Genomic DNA, 15,019 nt, shown 5'->3' with positions numbered 1-15,019 from the left:
TCCGCTCTCGCTCCCAACATTCAAGATCTGCGGTATCCAACGTCTCTCTGAGCAGTTCTGGTGACAGCATAGACAACTCAAACCACGAACTGCTCACTTCTTAAACTGGCTTAACTAGACAGTGCCCCTGACCCTTTAGGGTCAGGATGAATCCAACAATTCCTACGCCATCCACCCTCGATAGCGAGGCCGGATATTCCACCGTTCTTAAACCGAACCTTTACAAAAAAGTGAGTATAAGTGCTTATACAGGCGTTCAGAATGCTGGAAGTCCATCGCACCCACCGAGCGAAAATCCTCAACCACGGTCAGGTAGCGGAATCGCTCGACCGGCACGGATGGTCGGCCAGCAAGCTCTGGAACGTCGCTAACTACCACTCCCGCCAAGTGTGGGAGGAGACGGGCGAGATCCCCGGCCACGGCGACCTCAAAGACGAGTTGAAAGGTCACACCAACTACAAAGGGCTGCACTCGCAGTCCAGTCAGCGCGTTCTGGAGGAACTCGCTGAAGCCTTCAACTCGTGGTACAAAAAGAGGAAATCTGATGATCGAGCGAATCCGCCCGGCTACCGCAAGAAAAACTACTACGACGACGAGGGGCGCCGCGTCCACGAAGAACACCCGCGTTCGACGATAACGTGGAAGCAAAACGGCATCAAACACGACTCGAAAAACAACCGGGTTCGCCTCTCGAAGGGTGCGAATCACAAGGAACACCCGAAAGCGTGGGAATACATCCTCGTCGAATACGAGACGCGACCCGGCGTAACAGTCGAGAACCTCCAACAGGTCAGAGCAGTCTACGACAAGGCAAAGCGACGATGGGGACTGCACCTCGTCTGTAAAGACGAAATTGAGACACCCACCGCTCCCGGCAATAAGACGGCTGGCATTGACCTCGGCATCTGTAATTTCGCGGCGGTCGCGTACAGCACCGAGGAAGCCGACCTGTACCCCGGAAATCGCCTGAAACAGGACGGATACTACTTCCCGAAAGAAATCGCCAAGTGCGACGATCCGGGTGGTGAGCGGGCCACTCTTTTGCATCATAAGTGGTCGGAGCGTCGAACCCACTTTTTCCATTCCTTGGCGAAACACATCGTAGAACGGTGTGTTGAACAGGAGGTTGGACGAATACACATCGGGAAGCTCGCGGGTGTCCGTGAGGAGGAAAGCGGGGACTCGAAAAACTGGGGCAAACACGGCAATCTCGATCTGCACGGATGGGCGTTTGACAGGTTCTCGAACGTCCTCAAATACAAAGCGAAAGTCGAGGGGATCGAAGTCGTAGAAGTATCTGAGCGGGACACGAGCAAAAGGTGTTGTGTGTGCGGTAGAGAAGACGAGAGCCAGCGTGTCGAACGCGGCTTGTACGTCTGTGAAGAGTGTGATGCGGCGTTCAACGCTGACGTGAACGGGGCGGAGAACATTCGGCTCGAGATAAATCAAAGTAACTCCGAGTCTGCACCCGATTTAGGTGGAGATAGGAGTACCGGCTGGTTGGCACAGCCCGGAGTTTACCTGTATGACTTGTCCAGCGGATTCCAACCGCAGGAACAAGTGGTAGACTGCAAACCGTAATATCCCAATCCAGCGGTGCGGTACCGTGGGATTCCTCCGTCTTAAGACGGAGGAGGATGTCAATAATATATGGATGGCCAACGTGAACATCCCATAGGAGCCAGATGATTAGCGCACGACTTCGGATCAGACTCCCGGAAGGTATCTGGGTAACAAAGGTATCTCAGAACTTCCCACGAGCGACGTTCAGACTTCTCTCGGGATATAGGATCGGAGATAGAGCGCTGGAACTGGGTGAAGTCGTTACCGATACTCCGAACGAAGTCGTCGAAGCAATGCAAAACCAACCGACAATAACGGAGTACGAACTGTTGGAGTCGAATGACAGGAGAGCACTCGCCAAGTACGAAACGACGGATATCGCGTTGTATGATTTCGTTGAGGACTCCGTAAAGCGGATAGAGTTTCCTGTCGACGTACAAAATGGCTGGTATGAATTCAATCTGACGGGGACACGTGACGAACTAGCGGATCTACAGGACGCTCTGGACTCCTCTCCGACGGCGTACGAATTGCTCTCGCTCGTTAAAACCACAGATGCTGAAAACCTGCTCACAGAGCGCCAGAGAGAGGTCATCGAAACAGCTGTACGAATGGGCTATTTCAATGTCCCGCGTGATTCTACCCTCGCAGAACTAGCTGACGAGCTCGCCGTCGACAAATCGACAGCAAGCACGATTCTTCGACGAGGTGAGGCACAACTTATCAAATCATTTCTTAGTCTTCCCCAGTGATTCAGCGGCCGATAGTGCCTTGGCGTGTAACCGGGGCCTCAGGGTTCATATTGAACGCGACTAGCATCGAATCTTCGGTCGCAGTGACGATCACATCGTTGTCGTCAGCAACGAGCGCACCCTCGGTGTATCCGACGGATGTATCGCCAATATCGACGGCTCCGTCGAAGACGTAGAGGTAGGTATGCCACCCAGCCCGGGACGGGATCGTGACCGTGTCGCCGACTGCGAGTTGGCAGTCGTAGAAGTCGACGTCGTTACGGACGAACAGCGGGGCGTCGGTTCCTTCGGGGCCAAAGAGATGCCGCCAGTCACCAGCAATTGGGTCGGGGATCGGTTCGTGCTGGATCCCCGGCTCAAGACCGAGACTGTGGGGGCGAACGAAAATCTGGAGCATTCGCAGCGGTGGGTCATCAGCGAGCGTTTCCTCTGAGTGCCAGAAGCCGCTCCCGGCGTTCATCACCATTAGGTGCTCGGGATCAGTGATGAGATTGTTACCCTGCCGGTCATCGTGACGCATTACGCCATCGGGAACCCACGAGATGATCTCCTCGTTGCGGTGTTGATGCATCCGGATAAGCGTCCCCGGATCCATGAACGACTCGACGACGGTCGCGAGCGGGCCGTAGCCGTGATCGTCGTGGTTGGGAACCGCACGCCCGGGAAAATTGAAGTGGATTCGGAACTTTCCTTGATTCTGCGAGATATCCGTTCGCGGCGCTGTATGAATGAAAGACAGTGTCTGCGTCGAAGATGATTTGTCCATTATTCAGTATAGTCGCTCAGCCGCTAAATGGGTTCTGCGTGGCGCCTCGTGACTGTGTGTGATTTACACCTCATTACGCCGGCTTAGAGGGAGACACTCATACTCAGCGTGGACAGAAAGTCATGGCTGGATTCTATTCTCCAGTACAGACACAATATCTTCGAGATCAAAAAGGCGAAGATTGTCACGGTCAGTTGCGGCTTCCTCAATGGAGCGCTTGAATCCTGAGCGACTGAAGAGAGCAAATTCGTACGTCGGCTCACCACCAGTTGATGGTGTCCAGTCGATATGCGTCACGTCGTCTTCGAGATCAGCAAGTACATCATAGCCAAGTGGAGAGTTGGTGAATTTCACCTCGCCAGCGATGAGCGTGGAACCGTCCGTCGGCGCGACGACGTCAATCTCCCGGCCCTTATACCACCACTGGCTTGGCATCTGTGTGAGTTGATAATCAGTGTACAGCTCCGGTACAGCTTGGTGACAGAGTGACTCAAACGTTTCACTGACGAAGTCAGCTATCTCTGGCTCGATAAGATCTGTATAGACGTTCTCACCGTAGAGTTCATACTGACCGCCCCGGCCGTAGAGATATCGGAAATAGAATCGGAACACAGGGTCTCGAATGTGGTATCGAGTCCGCTTGCTGCGTGCTGGATCGGCGAGCGCGGGATGGTGTTTTTCGATGATTTGGAGGGTTTCTAACCGGTCGAAGTAGTAGGACGTATTGGTACTCTCGATGCCGGCTCCCTGCGCGATTTCGTTCCGGCGACGGTTTCCACTCGCCATCGACTCCAGCACGGAGAAATATCGGTGTACTTCGTTGAGTTCCATCTGGAGAACCGTCTCAGGTTCGTTGTGGAGAGAACCTTCCGGATCGCACAGCAGTCGTGTGATGTTTTCTCCAAGGTCTTGTGAGGGATCAAGGGGGCTGAGGTATCGAGGTGTGCCGCCGAAGATCCCATAGACGAGTACTCGGTCCTCAGGATCGTATGTCGGGACAAACTCTTGGATAGAGTGAAACGGTAGGTGACTGAGTTCAATACGACCGTTCGGTCTCTGGGATACGCGACCGTACAGTGGTGCCCCGCCTTCGAGCACGTGGGTATGGATCATGCCGATTGCGGAGCCGGTGAGGACGAGCGTCGCTTGACTCTCCTCAACAGCAGTATCCCATAGATGCTGAATGATGGACGGAAGCCCGTCGTTCGATTCAATGAGATACGGGAATTCGTCAATGATGATAATGGCGTCCTTGTCTGTGAGATATCTCAACAGTAGTTCCCATTCCTCTTTGACTGTGGTAATATCTGGATAGACCGTCGCTGCAGCCTCGACGAATCGTCTAAGCTGTGTCGTAGGTGTCCCCTGAACAGCCTGATAATAGACGGCGTCATCGCGGTTGCTAATGGATTGACGAACGAGTGCAGTCTTGCCGATCTGGCGACGTCCGTAAATGACTGCCAGCTCGGCAACGTCACTTTCATAGAAGGTCTGCAACCGATCAAGTTCGTCGAGACGGTTCACGAACTGTTCCATACCCCTCCATCTAGTGGCAGGTACATATCTTCTTTGAGTTAGTGCTTCAGCTATAATAGTTTGAACTATAATAGGATATCCAACAGACAGAGCAAGATCAGCGAGACGAGCAAGCGTGTCCTCAAAGCCGAGTTACTTCCAAGTCATAATCAACAGATTCTCACACAGAATCCGTGACTCATCAATCGTCCACTCTTGTATACCAGTTGGATTCGACAAGTTGATCTGTTAGTCACGTGCGCGGGAGTAGCCATCCCGCATGGGCACTACCACTTACGCCGTGGGGCACAGTATTATTTCGTCCCCGCCATCATTCAAATGTAAGCGAATCGCATGACACCGGCGACCCCCATCACGCAGCGTGACGAAATCAGATCGGCCGAAAAGGGGGTCCTTTATAAGCGTTGTACTGCCGTCTGCCAAATGTTGCCCGTCACGCAGAATGATGAGCGCTGGAGGATTTGAACCCCCGACAACTTGGTCCGAAGCCAAGCACTCTATCCAGACTGAGCTAAGCGCCCTATCGGCAAGTTCACGCTCGTCGATTTAAGTCTCGCGATTCGAATCCACCACACGTCGGGAGATTTTCACGCTCAAGGGACGTGATCAAAAAGAATATTATCCGGAGCGGATATCTTACATGTAGTTGATGGCTCCCGGTAGGATGACCCCCGCATCGAACGGGGAGTCGCGGTCGATCGACCCCCTGTCGAGGCACGCCTATGTATGACCTCGCCCCGCACCTCGAGACGGAGGTCGCTCCCGGGACGAATCTGCTCATTATGGGGCCCCCGTTGACCGGAAAGCGGAAGCTCGCGATGGACGTACTCGCCGACGGGACCGAAGTCGGTGACGGGGCGATCATCGTGACGACGAAAGACGGCGCCGATCGGGTGTTGAAAGACTACGCAACACGCACCCCTTATGAAGGCAAACCAGTCGCCGTCGTCGACTGTGTGACGCGACAGCAGGCCGTCGGTGACGTCCGTGACGACGACCGGATCAAGTACGCCTCCTCGCCGGTCGACATGACAGGTATCGGGATCAAACTCTCGGAGTTCCTCCAGGCGTTCTATCGTGACCGGGGGATCGAGCGAAACCGGATCATGGTCCACTCCCTGTCGACGTTGCTGATGTACTCGGACCTCCAGACGGTGTTCCGCTTTCTGCACGTCTTCACCGGTCGTCTCCAGAGCGTCGACGGCCTCGGACTCTTTTCGATCGACTCGACGGCACACGACGACCAGACGATGAACACCCTCAAACAGCTCTTCGATGGCGTCGTCGTGCTCTCGGAGGAGGGCGAACCACGGATCCGCGTGGCCGAGTGAAGAACGGCACGGAATTATTACTACACGGACCGCGTCTTTAGGGATAACCATGCTATCCGACGGCGAACTCGAGGCGTTCTTGGAAAGCGACACGCTCGCCGTGATCGGCTGTTCGAGTACGCCCGGAAAGCCGGCACATGACGTGCCAGCGTATCTGCAGCGGCAAGGATATCGGGTGATCCCGGTCAATCCCTTCGCCGACGAGATACTCGGCGAGCCGACATACGAGACGGTCGGTGCGGTCGACGCGACGATCGATCTCGTTGAGGTCTTTCGGCCGAGCGCGGAGATTCCCGAGGTGCTCACGTCAGTGCAGGCACGACACGCAGACCGCGGCGACGCGGAACGTGTTTGGCTCCAGCTCGGCATTCGACACGATGAGGCGGTGGCCGAGGCGCGCGCGAACGGGCTCGCGGTCGTGCAGGACCGCTGTCTCAAGGTGGAACATCGGCGGCTGCAGGGATGAGTTCCGGATACGACGCAGGGGTGCCGTGAGCGGCGACGCTATCCGGTCCATTCCTCGAAGGACCGATAGACGCCCTTCGAGAGGTATCGCTCCGATGAGTCGGCAAAGACGGTCACGACCGCATCGTGTGGGGCGTCGATCTCGCCGGACGCAACGGCCTCGGCGACACGCTTCGCGGCGAGGCTATTTGCGGCCGCAGAGGAGGCGACGAGCTGCCCCTCCTCGGCTGCCAATCGAGCCATCTCCTCGTGGACGTCCCGATCAGCGATCGCGAAGACGTCATCGACGAGATCGGGATCGAACAGCTCGTTCGTCTGGATGTCGTGCGTGCCGATCCCCTCCGTTTTGTAGGAGGCGTGCTCGACGTCCTCGCCGAGGAATTCCCGGTAGGCGGACCCCTCGGGTTCCACGGCGACGACATGGGTATCCGGGTCGCGTTCACGGAAATACCGGGCCATCCCCATGAGCGTCCCCGCGGTTCCACAGCCGGCGACGACGGCGCCGACCTCACCGTCGAGCGCTTCGTCGACCTCGGGTGCGGTGGTCTCGTAGTGTGCCTCGGCGTTGAGCGGGTTCGAGAACTGCTGGGGAACGGCCGCGTTATCGAGTTCGGCCGCCAACTCGTGCGCGCGCTCGATGGCATAGCCCATCCCGTCCTCCGTCGGCGTGTTGATCACGTCGGCGCCGAGCGCGCGCATCAGCTGTTGTTTCTCGATCGAAAAGCGTTCGGGGACGACGAAAACCGCCTGTAAGTCGAGTTGTCCAGCGGCGACCGCGATCCCGATGCCGGTGTTACCGGCCGTCGGCTCGATCACGGTCCCCCCAGGAGCGAGATCGCCCTGCTCAAGCATGCGTTCGAGCATGTATTTGCCGATCCGGTCTTTGATGCTCGCACCGGGATTGAACGACTCAAGCTTCGCGTAGACGGGGACTGACGCCGACGAGTCATGAACGCGGACGAGCGGCGTCCGTCCGATGGTCTCAAGCACCGAGGAGAGCGGTTCACGATGGGTGGTCATGGGTGAGTTGTGTACGGGTTTCTTGATCTGTCATCCGTTCTGTAGTATCCGGGAACCGCGTTACTCCAGTACTGGTCCTTAGGCATCTACTTCCGCGGTTGTGGGTCTCGGTGGTGTCGAAGCCCGTAGTCTGCTCAAGACGTCTCCGCCTCGTCGGCGCCGTCGGCGGTCGCATCGGCGGTGTCGTCATCCGACGCGGCCTCGATATGTTCGGCCTCGACATGTTCGGCCTCGATATGTTCGGCCTCGGAGATGTGCGCCTCGGCGCTCGTCGCCTCCAAGTCGACGCCGACTTCCTCGGCGATCGCGTTCAGGATGGCACGCTGTTCGGCCAGCTCGTTTTCGAGCCGGCCGACACGTTCGGCGGTGTCCGTCACGGTCGTCTGGGTGTGCTGTACTTCATCGCGGAGTTCGTTGAGCTTCTGATAGGTCTGTTCCGCCTTGTCAGCGAGCGTCTGGATCCGCTTTGCCGTGTCTCCGAATCCCATGCGACGCCGTTCTCGCTCCGGATACCTGTGTGTTCCGTTCGACAGTACGCGCATGAACCGTTCGGTTCGGCCGACGAGGACTTTATATCGCCCCTCACCTGAATCCCGTTATGAGCGTCGAGCGGATCCTGTTGACGAACGATGACGGCATCGACGCCGTCGGGTTGCACGCCCTCTATGAGCGACTCTCGGAGAACTACGAGGTGACGACGGTCGCACCCGTCGAGGACCGCTCCGCTGTCGGACGGGTGCTCTCCGGGACGGTCGACATCGCGGAACATGAACTCGGCTACGCGATCGAGGGGACGCCGGCGGACTGTGTCGTTGCGGGGCTCGGAACGCTCGTCCCGGAGGTCGACGTGGTCGTTTCCGGCTGCAACAAAGGTGCCAACCTCGGGGCGTACACGCTCGGCCGTTCAGGAACCGTCTCCGCCGCGGTCGAGGCGGCGTTCTTCGGTGTGCCCGCCATCGCCGCGTCACTTTATATTCCCGGCGATGAAGACTGGTGGAAACGCGAACTTTCCCACGCGGAGTTCGCCCACGTTACCGACGCTGTCGAGTTCCTCATCGAACGAGCGACGACGGCCGGCGTATTCGAGACGGTCGATTACCTCAACGTCAACGGTCCGCCCGCCGAATCTGACCGACGCGCGCCGATGCGGATCACGGACCCCTCGCCGATCTACGACCTCGGCGCGGAACGGGACGGCGACCGTATCGAACTCCATGACCGGATCTGGGGTCGGATGTTCGACGGCGAGGTGCCTGACCCGGTTGGCGTTGACCGACGGGCGGTCCTCGACGGTGAAGTATCGGTTTCGCCGCTTTCTATCACTCCACCAAGCGAACCGAACGGGACACTCGAAACGCTGCTTGCGGAGTACGAACCGGACGCGTGAACGGCGAGGCTTGCTCCTCGACTCTCCGTACCGTCGGCGAGGCTGTTCCGTCCGGTATTCACAGACACAGAAAACCATAAGTTATCCCTCCATTCAGTAATATTATGTTTCTGATCGCCCTCCATCCGCCATGGCCTACGAGATGGATGGACGGACCGCGATAGTGACGGGCGGAGCATCCGGAATCGGTCGTGCGACCGCCCGTCGTCTCGCGGACGAGGGGGCCGATGTGGCGATCGTCGACATGGATGTCGATGGTGGGGAAGCCGTCGCCGAGGAGATCCGTGCAAGCGGCGGATCCGCACGCTTCATCGAGACCGATGTCAGCGATGAGGCCGCCGTCGAGTCGATGGTCACGGAGACCGTCGAGACGTTCGGTCCGCTCGAGCTCGCGTTCAACAACGCGGGGATCGAAGGCGACACGACCCCGACCGCTGAGCAGAGCGTCGACAACTGGGATCGGGTCATCGATACCAACTTAAAAGGGATCTGGCTCTGTCTCAAACACGAACTCCCACAGTTGATCGAAAACGGCGGTGGAGCGGTCGTCAACACCTCCTCGATCTCCGGTCAGACCGGTGCCGGATCGGCCCCGTACGTCGCCTCCAAACACGGGATAATCGGCCTCACACGGACCGCAGCCGTCGAGTACGCCGACGCGGACGTGCGCGTGAACGCGATCTGTCCGGGAACCGTCGAGACGGGCGTCTCACGTCGATTCCGCGAAAAGAGCCCCGAGGCATTCGAGCAGTTCATCGGGATGCATCCGATCGGTCGTATCGGCCAGCCGGAGGAGATCGCCGACGCGGTGGCGTGGCTGCTTTCGGAGGAAGCGTCGTTCGCGACGGGCGGGATCTTTCAGGTCGATGGCGGATTTATGGCGCTCTGACCGGGGACACGTCCGAAAAGGGACCACATGTGGATGCGGGTTGCTACCGGATAAAAAGGGGAGAACGCGAGGGAACAGGAGCAGCGGTCGATCAGTTCGCCGTATCCTCGGCGAGCGAGGAGCGGATCTCCCGTGTCGCCGGTACGAGCACCCAGAAGGTAACCGCACCGATGATCATGAGCCAGAAGAACACGTCGCCGGCGAGGATCCCGATCTCATCGTACACGCTCTCTGCAGCGCGCGGGTCGGCGAAAAGCTGGCTGATGTCGTAGAAGCTCGGCGTGCGGTACCACCCCGCGAACGTGAGCCATCCGAATCCCCCGAGACAAAAGAGGGCGAGGCCCTTCATGAACTCGTCTGCCATTGGCTTATTCTTCGCCGGAGCCCTCTTGAGCCTTTCCTTCGCCCGAGTCCGTCCGAGCGTCCCCCTCGTCGTCTTTGGACCGTTTCCTGCCCATCCCCTGTGCGCGGAACCGGGTCCCGAGCACGTAGATGGCCGTCCCGAGCAGGATAGAGAGGACACCGAAGATCACGAGGATCGCGGTCAACACGTCCTCGGCGGGCGCGAGCCCGACGGTGTCGAGGACGACGAGGATCACGCTGCGGATGAAGCTGATCTGCAGCGTCGCCGCGTCGATGAGCGTGAAGCCGATGAAGTAGGTGACGATCGCCGCCAGCGTCGAGAAGACGGTCACCACCTTATAAATCCGGAGCGGCACGACGATCTCGCGACCGTCGGGACCGACCCGCGGGCCGATCGGCTCGTTGCGTGGGTCCTCCGGGTCGTCCTTCGCGATCGGGTCGCCGGTCTCATCGACCGCCTGAAAATCGTCCCGTGAGTCGGTAGCGTTCGTATCGGTCATGCGGAATCGGTGGGTCGTATGGAGCAAACGGCGGGAGGCGGGGAGACGAGTGGGCGGTCGTCGCTTACTTCGGCGGCCGAAGCATGTAGTACCGGCGGTTGAGGTCGTACATGTAGCCCTCACGCATCGTCTTGAGGACGGCGTACGTGACGATCCCGCCGAGGACCGGCAGCAGGAAGACGAGGTTCAACAGGAGGTCGAGCCCGATGGGCACGAGGTTCTGAATGGCGAGCACGCCGAGCGTGACCGAGAAGATCACGCCAGCGACGCCGAGGGCGGCCCAGAAGGGCTCCTCGACCGGCCGTCGTGCCGATCCCTTGTTCAGGAAGGGAACGAGTCCGATGATGCCGAAGATGACGCCGTGGGCGACGAGACCGTACAGCTCGTCGGACATCACCTTATCGCCACCGAGGACGGCGATTTCGGGGTTGATCGGGTCGAGGTGCAACAGTCCGAACGACCAGTAGAGATACCAGTCGGGCAGGATGATCGCCGGCGTCACGCCGGGGTTCGCCGGCTCACCGAAGTGTGGCGGTAACAGCGCGGAGACGAGCAGCATGATCCCGACGAAGAAACTCGAGATCGCGAGGTTGCGGATCGTCTCGTGGGGCCACGTCGGGAAGCCGAGGACGTCGCGTTCGACGTACGTCGAGGCGGCACGAAGGTCCTCGTCCTCGCGGCGGGAGCGCTCGAAGTACTGGTAGGTGAGCTGTGAGAGCCCTTGGCGTCGCTCCTTACGCTCGGTCCAGGTGGGCGTCTCGTCGTCCGGCGGGACGGTCGCCGGCGGGCCGCCGTCGGTGCGCGCTTGATCGTCGGTGCCACCGTCGGTCATCGCCCGGTATTCGGTTGCGGTCCCGGACGAGTCGGTCGGCGTGTGGGTGTCGTCGGTCATGGTATCAGTGTGGCTCCGCGATGCCCTGCACCCAGACGATGCCGACGTGGAGCGCGATGAGCGCCGTGACCACGAACGGCAGGATGAACACGTGCAGGATGTACATTCTCACAAGCGTCGCCTGTCCGAGGGTGAATCCACCGAACAGGAGTTGTGCCGCCCACTCGCCCACTAAGGGGGTCGCAAGCGCCATCTCGACGCCGATCTGTGCGGCCCAGAAGGAGAGCTGCTTCCACGGGAGCACGTAGCCGGTGAACCCGAACAGAAGCGTCAGCCCGATGAGCACGATGCCGAGGATCCAATTGACCTCACGGGGCTCCTTGTAGGAGCCGGTGAAGTAGACCCGCAGCATGTGCAGGAACACCGCCGCGACCATGAACTGGGCGGACCAGCGGTGGATCGACCGGAGCATGAACCCGAACTGGACGTCCTGCATGATCTCGATGACGGAGTCGTAGGCGGCCGTCGGGTCACCCTGTGCGACCGCGCCGGCCGTCGAGGGCGAGTAGTAGAACCCGAGCAGGGCACCCGAAACGGCGGCGACGAGGTACGCGAGGATCGATAACGAGCCCAGCGAGTACAGCGGGTACCAGTACCAGAACTTGTTGTCCAGGTCGTACTGTTCGGTGTGGCTTTTCGGCATCTGGAGGTTCGCCCGGTAGTACATCGTCTCCAACAGCTCCAGATAGTCGACGATGCGGAGGCGTTTGTCCAACCAGATGAGCGTGGTGAGGAACGCGGTCTCGATGACCGTCAGGTCCTGGCTTTTGAGCCACGCGTTGTGGTCCATCTCGTCTTGTTTTTTGAGGCTCATTGTGGTGTCACCGCTTGTAGTAGGGGTAGATCGCGCGCTTCACCGTGTCCCAGGCGTTTCCGGCATCGAGTTCCACGCCGTCCTTCTGATCTTCACGCACGTAGAGGTCCTCCCACTTCCGGCGGCGCTTCTTGACGATCATGACGTCGGGAAGGAACTCCTTGCGGTACAAAAGCAGGATGAAGCCGAGATCGATGAAGATGAGCGCGAGCAGCGCGCCCATGTACATGTTGCCGAACTCCGTCGACGCCCAGCCGAACATCAGCCCGTAGACGAATAAGAAGACGAAGACGACCTCGATCACCGTGAGGAGGACGATGGCGATGGCGGCGGTCGTGCTCTCGCGGGCCGGCTCGTACCGGTGAATGTCCCCATAGGAGGATCCGCTCGAACTCATCGGCTCCCTCCGTGTCCGGTGTGGGCGGACTCCCCGTATTTCAGCATGTAGAACGTGAAGACGAAGGTCAACACGATCCCGAACATCGTCGCGATGCCGACCCAGTGGGCGTGAAGGGGAACGCCCCACTGGCCGACGTCCTCCGGCCAGCCGTCATCCGGGCCCTCCTCGATGACCGGAACGTCGTCGCCGACGGCGATCGCGCCGAACATATTGACGCCGCGGTGTGGCGTGCAGACGTAGCCGGTTCGTCCGGGCTCCTCGAGGGTCGACTCGTAGATGAACCCCTCCTCGTCGACCGTGTCGCTCTCGAGGTCGTGAGTGTTCTCGAAGTCGGTGTTCTCCTCGTCGGTGACGACGTTGTGGGCACCGCCCTCTCCGGTCCACTCCCAGACCACGGTCGTTCCCTCGTCTATCCAGATCCCGGCCGGTTCGAAGGCGAGGTTCCCGCCGTTCCCCTCGGCACCGACGACCACCTCGACTTCGTCCTGTCCCCGGAGGTCCGCAAAGCCCCCGTCGATGCCGTCGAGATAGCCTTCGAAGTCCGGGCGGTCCTCGGCCGCGACCGTGCCGGTTGCTGCGGTCGTGGCGGCGACCGCGGCGGTGGCACCGCCGGCCGTTCGCACGAATTCCCGCCGTTTCATACACGACTCTCTCAGGACGGGTCGCGCTTAAACCCACCGACTATCGGCGGTCATTGGGGACACTCAAGGGCCCCTGAGGATGCCGAAAACGGCCGTTTCAGCGATCGTCGTTCTCGTCGGATTTGGCGGGCGAATCGAGGGGGACGAACTCGGGCCGTTCCTCCGCCTCGCGGAGCGCGCGAAGCCGTCCGCGATACTCCTCCGCGCGGAACCGATCCGACAGGCGCGCGTTCGCGACCATCGCGAAGAGGAAGACGCCGATCAACAGAAAAAGGATCCCCACGGCGGGTGCGACGATCGTGTCCACGTCGAGGACGATCCACGCGCCGAGAAGCGCGACCCCGGCGATCACCTGCAACGCCGCGACGATCTGGATCATCAGGTTGCCAAATTCCCCGGAGCCCTGCGGCACCGTCTCCGGGTCCGGCAGCGACCAGTCGTCCGGCGGTTCGGGGACTTCGTACTCCTCCATGGCGGCGAGCGCGACGACCGGCTCGACGTCACGCATCACCGTCCCGCGGCCGGTCACCTCGCCGTCCGGGGTGATGATCGCATAGCCCTCATCGGAGTAGACCAGCAGCTGCTCTACGCCGTCCTCTTCGACCCGTTCGAGGATACCGAACACCTCGCGGCGGGCGATCCGGGACTTCAGCTCGTCCTCGGCGCGGTCGAGCAGCTCGTCGCCGACGATCCACGTCTCGGGGTCGAAGGCGACGTCCCACTCCTCGGCGCTCATGCGGGCCATGTCGTCAGGGCCGAAGTCCTCGAAGTCGTACTCCGTCTCGACCCGCTGCCGAAGCTCGTCGATGTCCGCGTTCACGCCGGTCGTCCCGTCCGCCACGTCGTCGCCCGCGTCGTTTTTATCCGCCACCCCGTCGCCCGCGTCGTGTGCATCCGCCACGTCGTCGCTCTCGTCGTGTTCATCCGCCACGTTGTCGCCCGCGTCGTTCCCGTCCCGTCGCTCGGCGCCGTCCGGGCTCGACCGCGTCGAGGAGTCGTCCATCGTGCGCCCCTACGTCCCCCGGGGGCTAACGGTTTTCGTCCGCGTTCGGTTTATAAATCCCGCGGTGATTGCCGTCCCCGTGACCGGATCGCGGGGCTTTACGCACTGCGGGCATAACCGTCCGTATGGTCGACGAGTCGGTCATCGCGGCGGTGGCGGGGCTGTCCGTGACCGCAAGCCTCCCGTTCCTCCTTTACGGCGCGTGGATCATGATCGACGCGGAGGTGGTCACGTGGGACGTCCTGATCCACCATCTCAAATACATCGGCGTCGGCTTGACGCTCACGACGGTTCCGCTGGTGACGTGGATGCTCCCGCGTGTCCTCGGCCAGATGACGGGCGATGCCGTCATTCACGCCTTCTTCGGGCTGCAGGCGTACGCGCTCCTCGTCTTCGCGTTCACGGGGATCGTTCGTATCTTTCAGGCGAAACGTAACGCCGACGTCTATCACAACCCGGACGCCGACATCAGCGACCTCCACGAGGACATGGATCATTGGCGCAAACGGCTGCGGATCGGCGTCGCAGGGTTCATGATCCTCTGGATCTGCGCGTGGATAACCGGACTCTACCGGTTTTATACGCTGCACCTCGTGCCGGCGCTGGTCTGACGTCCGCTCCGGCGTGGACGCCGGGGCCCTCGCGTCGTCGCTGGCGACGCCGATCGCAACGACCGACAGGTTCAACCCCGGTTTAT

18 protein-coding genes, 1 tRNA gene and 1 pseudogene are annotated in these 15,019 nt (G+C 60.2%); 7 read left to right on the top strand and 13 right to left on the bottom strand.

The features are described 5' to 3' along the window. Window positions 1-70, bottom strand: a pseudogene (locus tag CHB65_RS17040) (IS6 family transposase); the annotation flags it as partial. A 191-nt stretch (window positions 71-261) separates the two neighbouring features. Between CHB65_RS17040 and CHB65_RS14655 the strand changes: the two are divergent. Both CHB65_RS14655 and CHB65_RS14650 read left to right on the top strand, forming a co-directional pair. Further along, the gene (locus CHB65_RS14655) at window positions 262-1,581 is read left to right on the top strand and encodes an RNA-guided endonuclease InsQ/TnpB family protein (protein ID WP_089385777.1); all 1,320 of its coding nucleotides are present in this window, start codon (window positions 262-264) and stop codon (window positions 1,579-1,581) included. 104 nt (window positions 1,582-1,685) lie between these two features. After that, entirely contained in the window at window positions 1,686-2,315 is a 630-nt protein-coding gene (locus tag CHB65_RS14650; RefSeq protein WP_089385776.1) for a helix-turn-helix domain-containing protein, read from the top strand. A gap of 1 nt (window position 2,316) precedes the next feature. Here the strand turns inward: CHB65_RS14650 and CHB65_RS14645 are convergent, their stop codons facing one another. The 3 genes from CHB65_RS14645 to CHB65_RS14635 all read right to left on the bottom strand — a co-directional run bounded on the left by CHB65_RS14645 (window position 2,317) and on the right by CHB65_RS14635 (window position 5,138). Next, window positions 2,317-3,081, bottom strand: a complete 765-nt coding sequence (locus CHB65_RS14645; RefSeq protein ID WP_089385775.1) for a pirin family protein — start codon at window positions 3,079-3,081, stop codon at window positions 2,317-2,319. A gap of 120 nt (window positions 3,082-3,201) precedes the next feature. After that, the gene (locus CHB65_RS14640) at window positions 3,202-4,617 is read right to left on the bottom strand and encodes an ATP-binding protein (RefSeq protein ID WP_089385774.1); all 1,416 of its coding nucleotides are present in this window, start codon (window positions 4,615-4,617) and stop codon (window positions 3,202-3,204) included. A 446-nt stretch (window positions 4,618-5,063) separates the two neighbouring features. Continuing rightward, window positions 5,064-5,138, bottom strand: a tRNA-Arg gene (locus tag CHB65_RS14635). Between the two features lie 201 nt (window positions 5,139-5,339). Here CHB65_RS14635 and CHB65_RS14630 point away from each other — a divergent pair. Together CHB65_RS14630 and CHB65_RS14625 are read left to right on the top strand one after the other, a co-directional pair. Continuing rightward, window positions 5,340-5,948, top strand: coding sequence for an RAD55 family ATPase (locus CHB65_RS14630; RefSeq protein ID WP_089385773.1), 609 nt, complete (start codon window positions 5,340-5,342; stop codon window positions 5,946-5,948). A gap of 43 nt (window positions 5,949-5,991) precedes the next feature. Then, window positions 5,992-6,414, top strand: coding sequence for a CoA-binding protein (locus CHB65_RS14625; protein ID WP_394335419.1), 423 nt, complete (start codon window positions 5,992-5,994; stop codon window positions 6,412-6,414). A 38-nt stretch (window positions 6,415-6,452) separates the two neighbouring features. Here the strand turns inward: CHB65_RS14625 and CHB65_RS14620 are convergent, their stop codons facing one another. Beyond that, complete coding sequence (locus CHB65_RS14620) at window positions 6,453-7,433, bottom strand: PLP-dependent cysteine synthase family protein (protein ID WP_089385771.1); 981 nt, start codon at window positions 7,431-7,433, stop codon at window positions 6,453-6,455. A gap of 134 nt (window positions 7,434-7,567) precedes the next feature. Beyond that, a complete protein-coding gene (locus CHB65_RS14615; protein WP_089385770.1) occupies window positions 7,568-7,921 on the bottom strand; it encodes a DUF5798 family protein in 354 nt (117 codons plus the stop codon). 110 nt (window positions 7,922-8,031) lie between these two features. On the opposite strand from CHB65_RS14615, the gene surE reads away from it, so the two are divergent. Continuing rightward, entirely contained in the window at window positions 8,032-8,820 is a 789-nt protein-coding gene (surE, locus tag CHB65_RS14610; RefSeq protein ID WP_089385769.1) for a 5'/3'-nucleotidase SurE, read from the top strand. Between the two features lie 130 nt (window positions 8,821-8,950). Beyond that, the gene (locus CHB65_RS14605; RefSeq protein ID WP_089385768.1) at window positions 8,951-9,709 is read left to right on the top strand and encodes a glucose 1-dehydrogenase; all 759 of its coding nucleotides are present in this window, start codon (window positions 8,951-8,953) and stop codon (window positions 9,707-9,709) included. Window positions 9,710-9,800: 91 nt separating this feature from the next. On the opposite strand, the gene CHB65_RS14600 is transcribed toward CHB65_RS14605, so the two are convergent. The 7 genes from CHB65_RS14600 to CHB65_RS14570 all read right to left on the bottom strand — a co-directional run bounded on the left by CHB65_RS14600 (window position 9,801) and on the right by CHB65_RS14570 (window position 14,322). Beyond that, window positions 9,801-10,073, bottom strand: coding sequence for a DUF7314 family protein (locus tag CHB65_RS14600; RefSeq protein WP_089385767.1), 273 nt, complete (start codon window positions 10,071-10,073; stop codon window positions 9,801-9,803). Window positions 10,074-10,077: 4 nt separating this feature from the next. Next, complete coding sequence (locus CHB65_RS14595; protein ID WP_245809996.1) at window positions 10,078-10,572, bottom strand: DUF7315 family membrane protein; 495 nt, start codon at window positions 10,570-10,572, stop codon at window positions 10,078-10,080. A 64-nt stretch (window positions 10,573-10,636) separates the two neighbouring features. Next, a complete protein-coding gene (locus CHB65_RS14590; protein ID WP_089385766.1) occupies window positions 10,637-11,464 on the bottom strand; it encodes a cytochrome b family protein in 828 nt (275 codons plus the stop codon). 4 nt (window positions 11,465-11,468) lie between these two features. After that, on the bottom strand, window positions 11,469-12,278 hold the full coding sequence (locus tag CHB65_RS14585) for a cytochrome b (protein ID WP_089385765.1): 810 nt from the start codon (window positions 12,276-12,278) through the stop codon (window positions 11,469-11,471). A gap of 7 nt (window positions 12,279-12,285) precedes the next feature. Then, entirely contained in the window at window positions 12,286-12,675 is a 390-nt protein-coding gene (locus tag CHB65_RS14580; protein WP_089385764.1) for a DUF7318 family protein, read from the bottom strand. After that, on the bottom strand, window positions 12,672-13,319 hold the full coding sequence (locus tag CHB65_RS14575; protein ID WP_089385763.1) for a halocyanin domain-containing protein: 648 nt from the start codon (window positions 13,317-13,319) through the stop codon (window positions 12,672-12,674). The genes CHB65_RS14580 and CHB65_RS14575 overlap by 4 nt, the downstream gene beginning before the upstream one ends. 97 nt (window positions 13,320-13,416) lie before the next feature. Next, window positions 13,417-14,322 (bottom strand): DUF7319 domain-containing protein, encoded by a 906-nt coding sequence (locus CHB65_RS14570; RefSeq protein ID WP_245809995.1) that lies wholly within the window; start codon window positions 14,320-14,322, stop codon window positions 13,417-13,419. A gap of 125 nt (window positions 14,323-14,447) precedes the next feature. Here CHB65_RS14570 and CHB65_RS14565 point away from each other — a divergent pair, with 125 nt between their 5' ends. Continuing rightward, a complete protein-coding gene (locus CHB65_RS14565) occupies window positions 14,448-14,933 on the top strand; it encodes a DUF7321 family protein (protein ID WP_089385762.1) in 486 nt (161 codons plus the stop codon). The last annotated feature ends 86 nt before the right edge of the window (window positions 14,934-15,019 follow it).

Source organism: Halorubrum vacuolatum (genome assembly GCF_900188065.1).
GTDB lineage: Archaea > Halobacteriota > Halobacteria > Halobacteriales > Haloferacaceae > Halorubrum > Halorubrum vacuolatum.
The sequence above is the reverse complement of the archived record's forward strand: the minus strand, read 5'-3'. Positions and strand labels throughout refer to the sequence as shown.

Bases quoted from the DNA above. Each gene is read 5' to 3' on its own strand.
- CHB65_RS14565 (WP_089385762.1), top strand. From the start codon at position 14,448: ATGGTCGACGAGTCGGTCATCGCGGCGGTGGCGGGGCTGTCCGTGACC.
- CHB65_RS14585 (WP_089385765.1), bottom strand. From the start codon at position 12,278: ATGAGCCTCAAAAAACAAGACGAGATGGACCACAACGCGTGGCTCAAA.
- CHB65_RS14645 (WP_089385775.1), bottom strand. From the start codon at position 3,081: ATGGACAAATCATCTTCGACGCAGACACTGTCTTTCATTCATACAGCG.
- CHB65_RS14650 (WP_089385776.1), top strand. From the start codon at position 1,686: ATGATTAGCGCACGACTTCGGATCAGACTCCCGGAAGGTATCTGGGTA.
- CHB65_RS14615 (WP_089385770.1), bottom strand. From the start codon at position 7,921: ATGGGATTCGGAGACACGGCAAAGCGGATCCAGACGCTCGCTGACAAG.
- CHB65_RS14630 (WP_089385773.1), top strand. From the start codon at position 5,340: ATGTATGACCTCGCCCCGCACCTCGAGACGGAGGTCGCTCCCGGGACG.
- surE (WP_089385769.1), top strand. From the start codon at position 8,032: ATGAGCGTCGAGCGGATCCTGTTGACGAACGATGACGGCATCGACGCC.
- CHB65_RS14620 (WP_089385771.1), bottom strand. From the start codon at position 7,433: ATGACCACCCATCGTGAACCGCTCTCCTCGGTGCTTGAGACCATCGGA.
- CHB65_RS14580 (WP_089385764.1), bottom strand. From the start codon at position 12,675: ATGAGTTCGAGCGGATCCTCCTATGGGGACATTCACCGGTACGAGCCG.
- CHB65_RS14570 (WP_245809995.1), bottom strand. From the start codon at position 14,322: ATGGACGACTCCTCGACGCGGTCGAGCCCGGACGGCGCCGAGCGACGG.
- CHB65_RS14605 (WP_089385768.1), top strand. From the start codon at position 8,951: ATGGCCTACGAGATGGATGGACGGACCGCGATAGTGACGGGCGGAGCA.
- CHB65_RS14640 (WP_089385774.1), bottom strand. From the start codon at position 4,617: ATGGAACAGTTCGTGAACCGTCTCGACGAACTTGATCGGTTGCAGACC.
- CHB65_RS14600 (WP_089385767.1), bottom strand. From the start codon at position 10,073: ATGGCAGACGAGTTCATGAAGGGCCTCGCCCTCTTTTGTCTCGGGGGA.
- CHB65_RS14655 (WP_089385777.1), top strand. From the start codon at position 262: ATGCTGGAAGTCCATCGCACCCACCGAGCGAAAATCCTCAACCACGGT.
- CHB65_RS14575 (WP_089385763.1), bottom strand. From the start codon at position 13,319: ATGAAACGGCGGGAATTCGTGCGAACGGCCGGCGGTGCCACCGCCGCG.
- CHB65_RS14595 (WP_245809996.1), bottom strand. From the start codon at position 10,572: ATGACCGATACGAACGCTACCGACTCACGGGACGATTTTCAGGCGGTC.
- CHB65_RS14590 (WP_089385766.1), bottom strand. From the start codon at position 11,464: ATGACCGACGACACCCACACGCCGACCGACTCGTCCGGGACCGCAACC.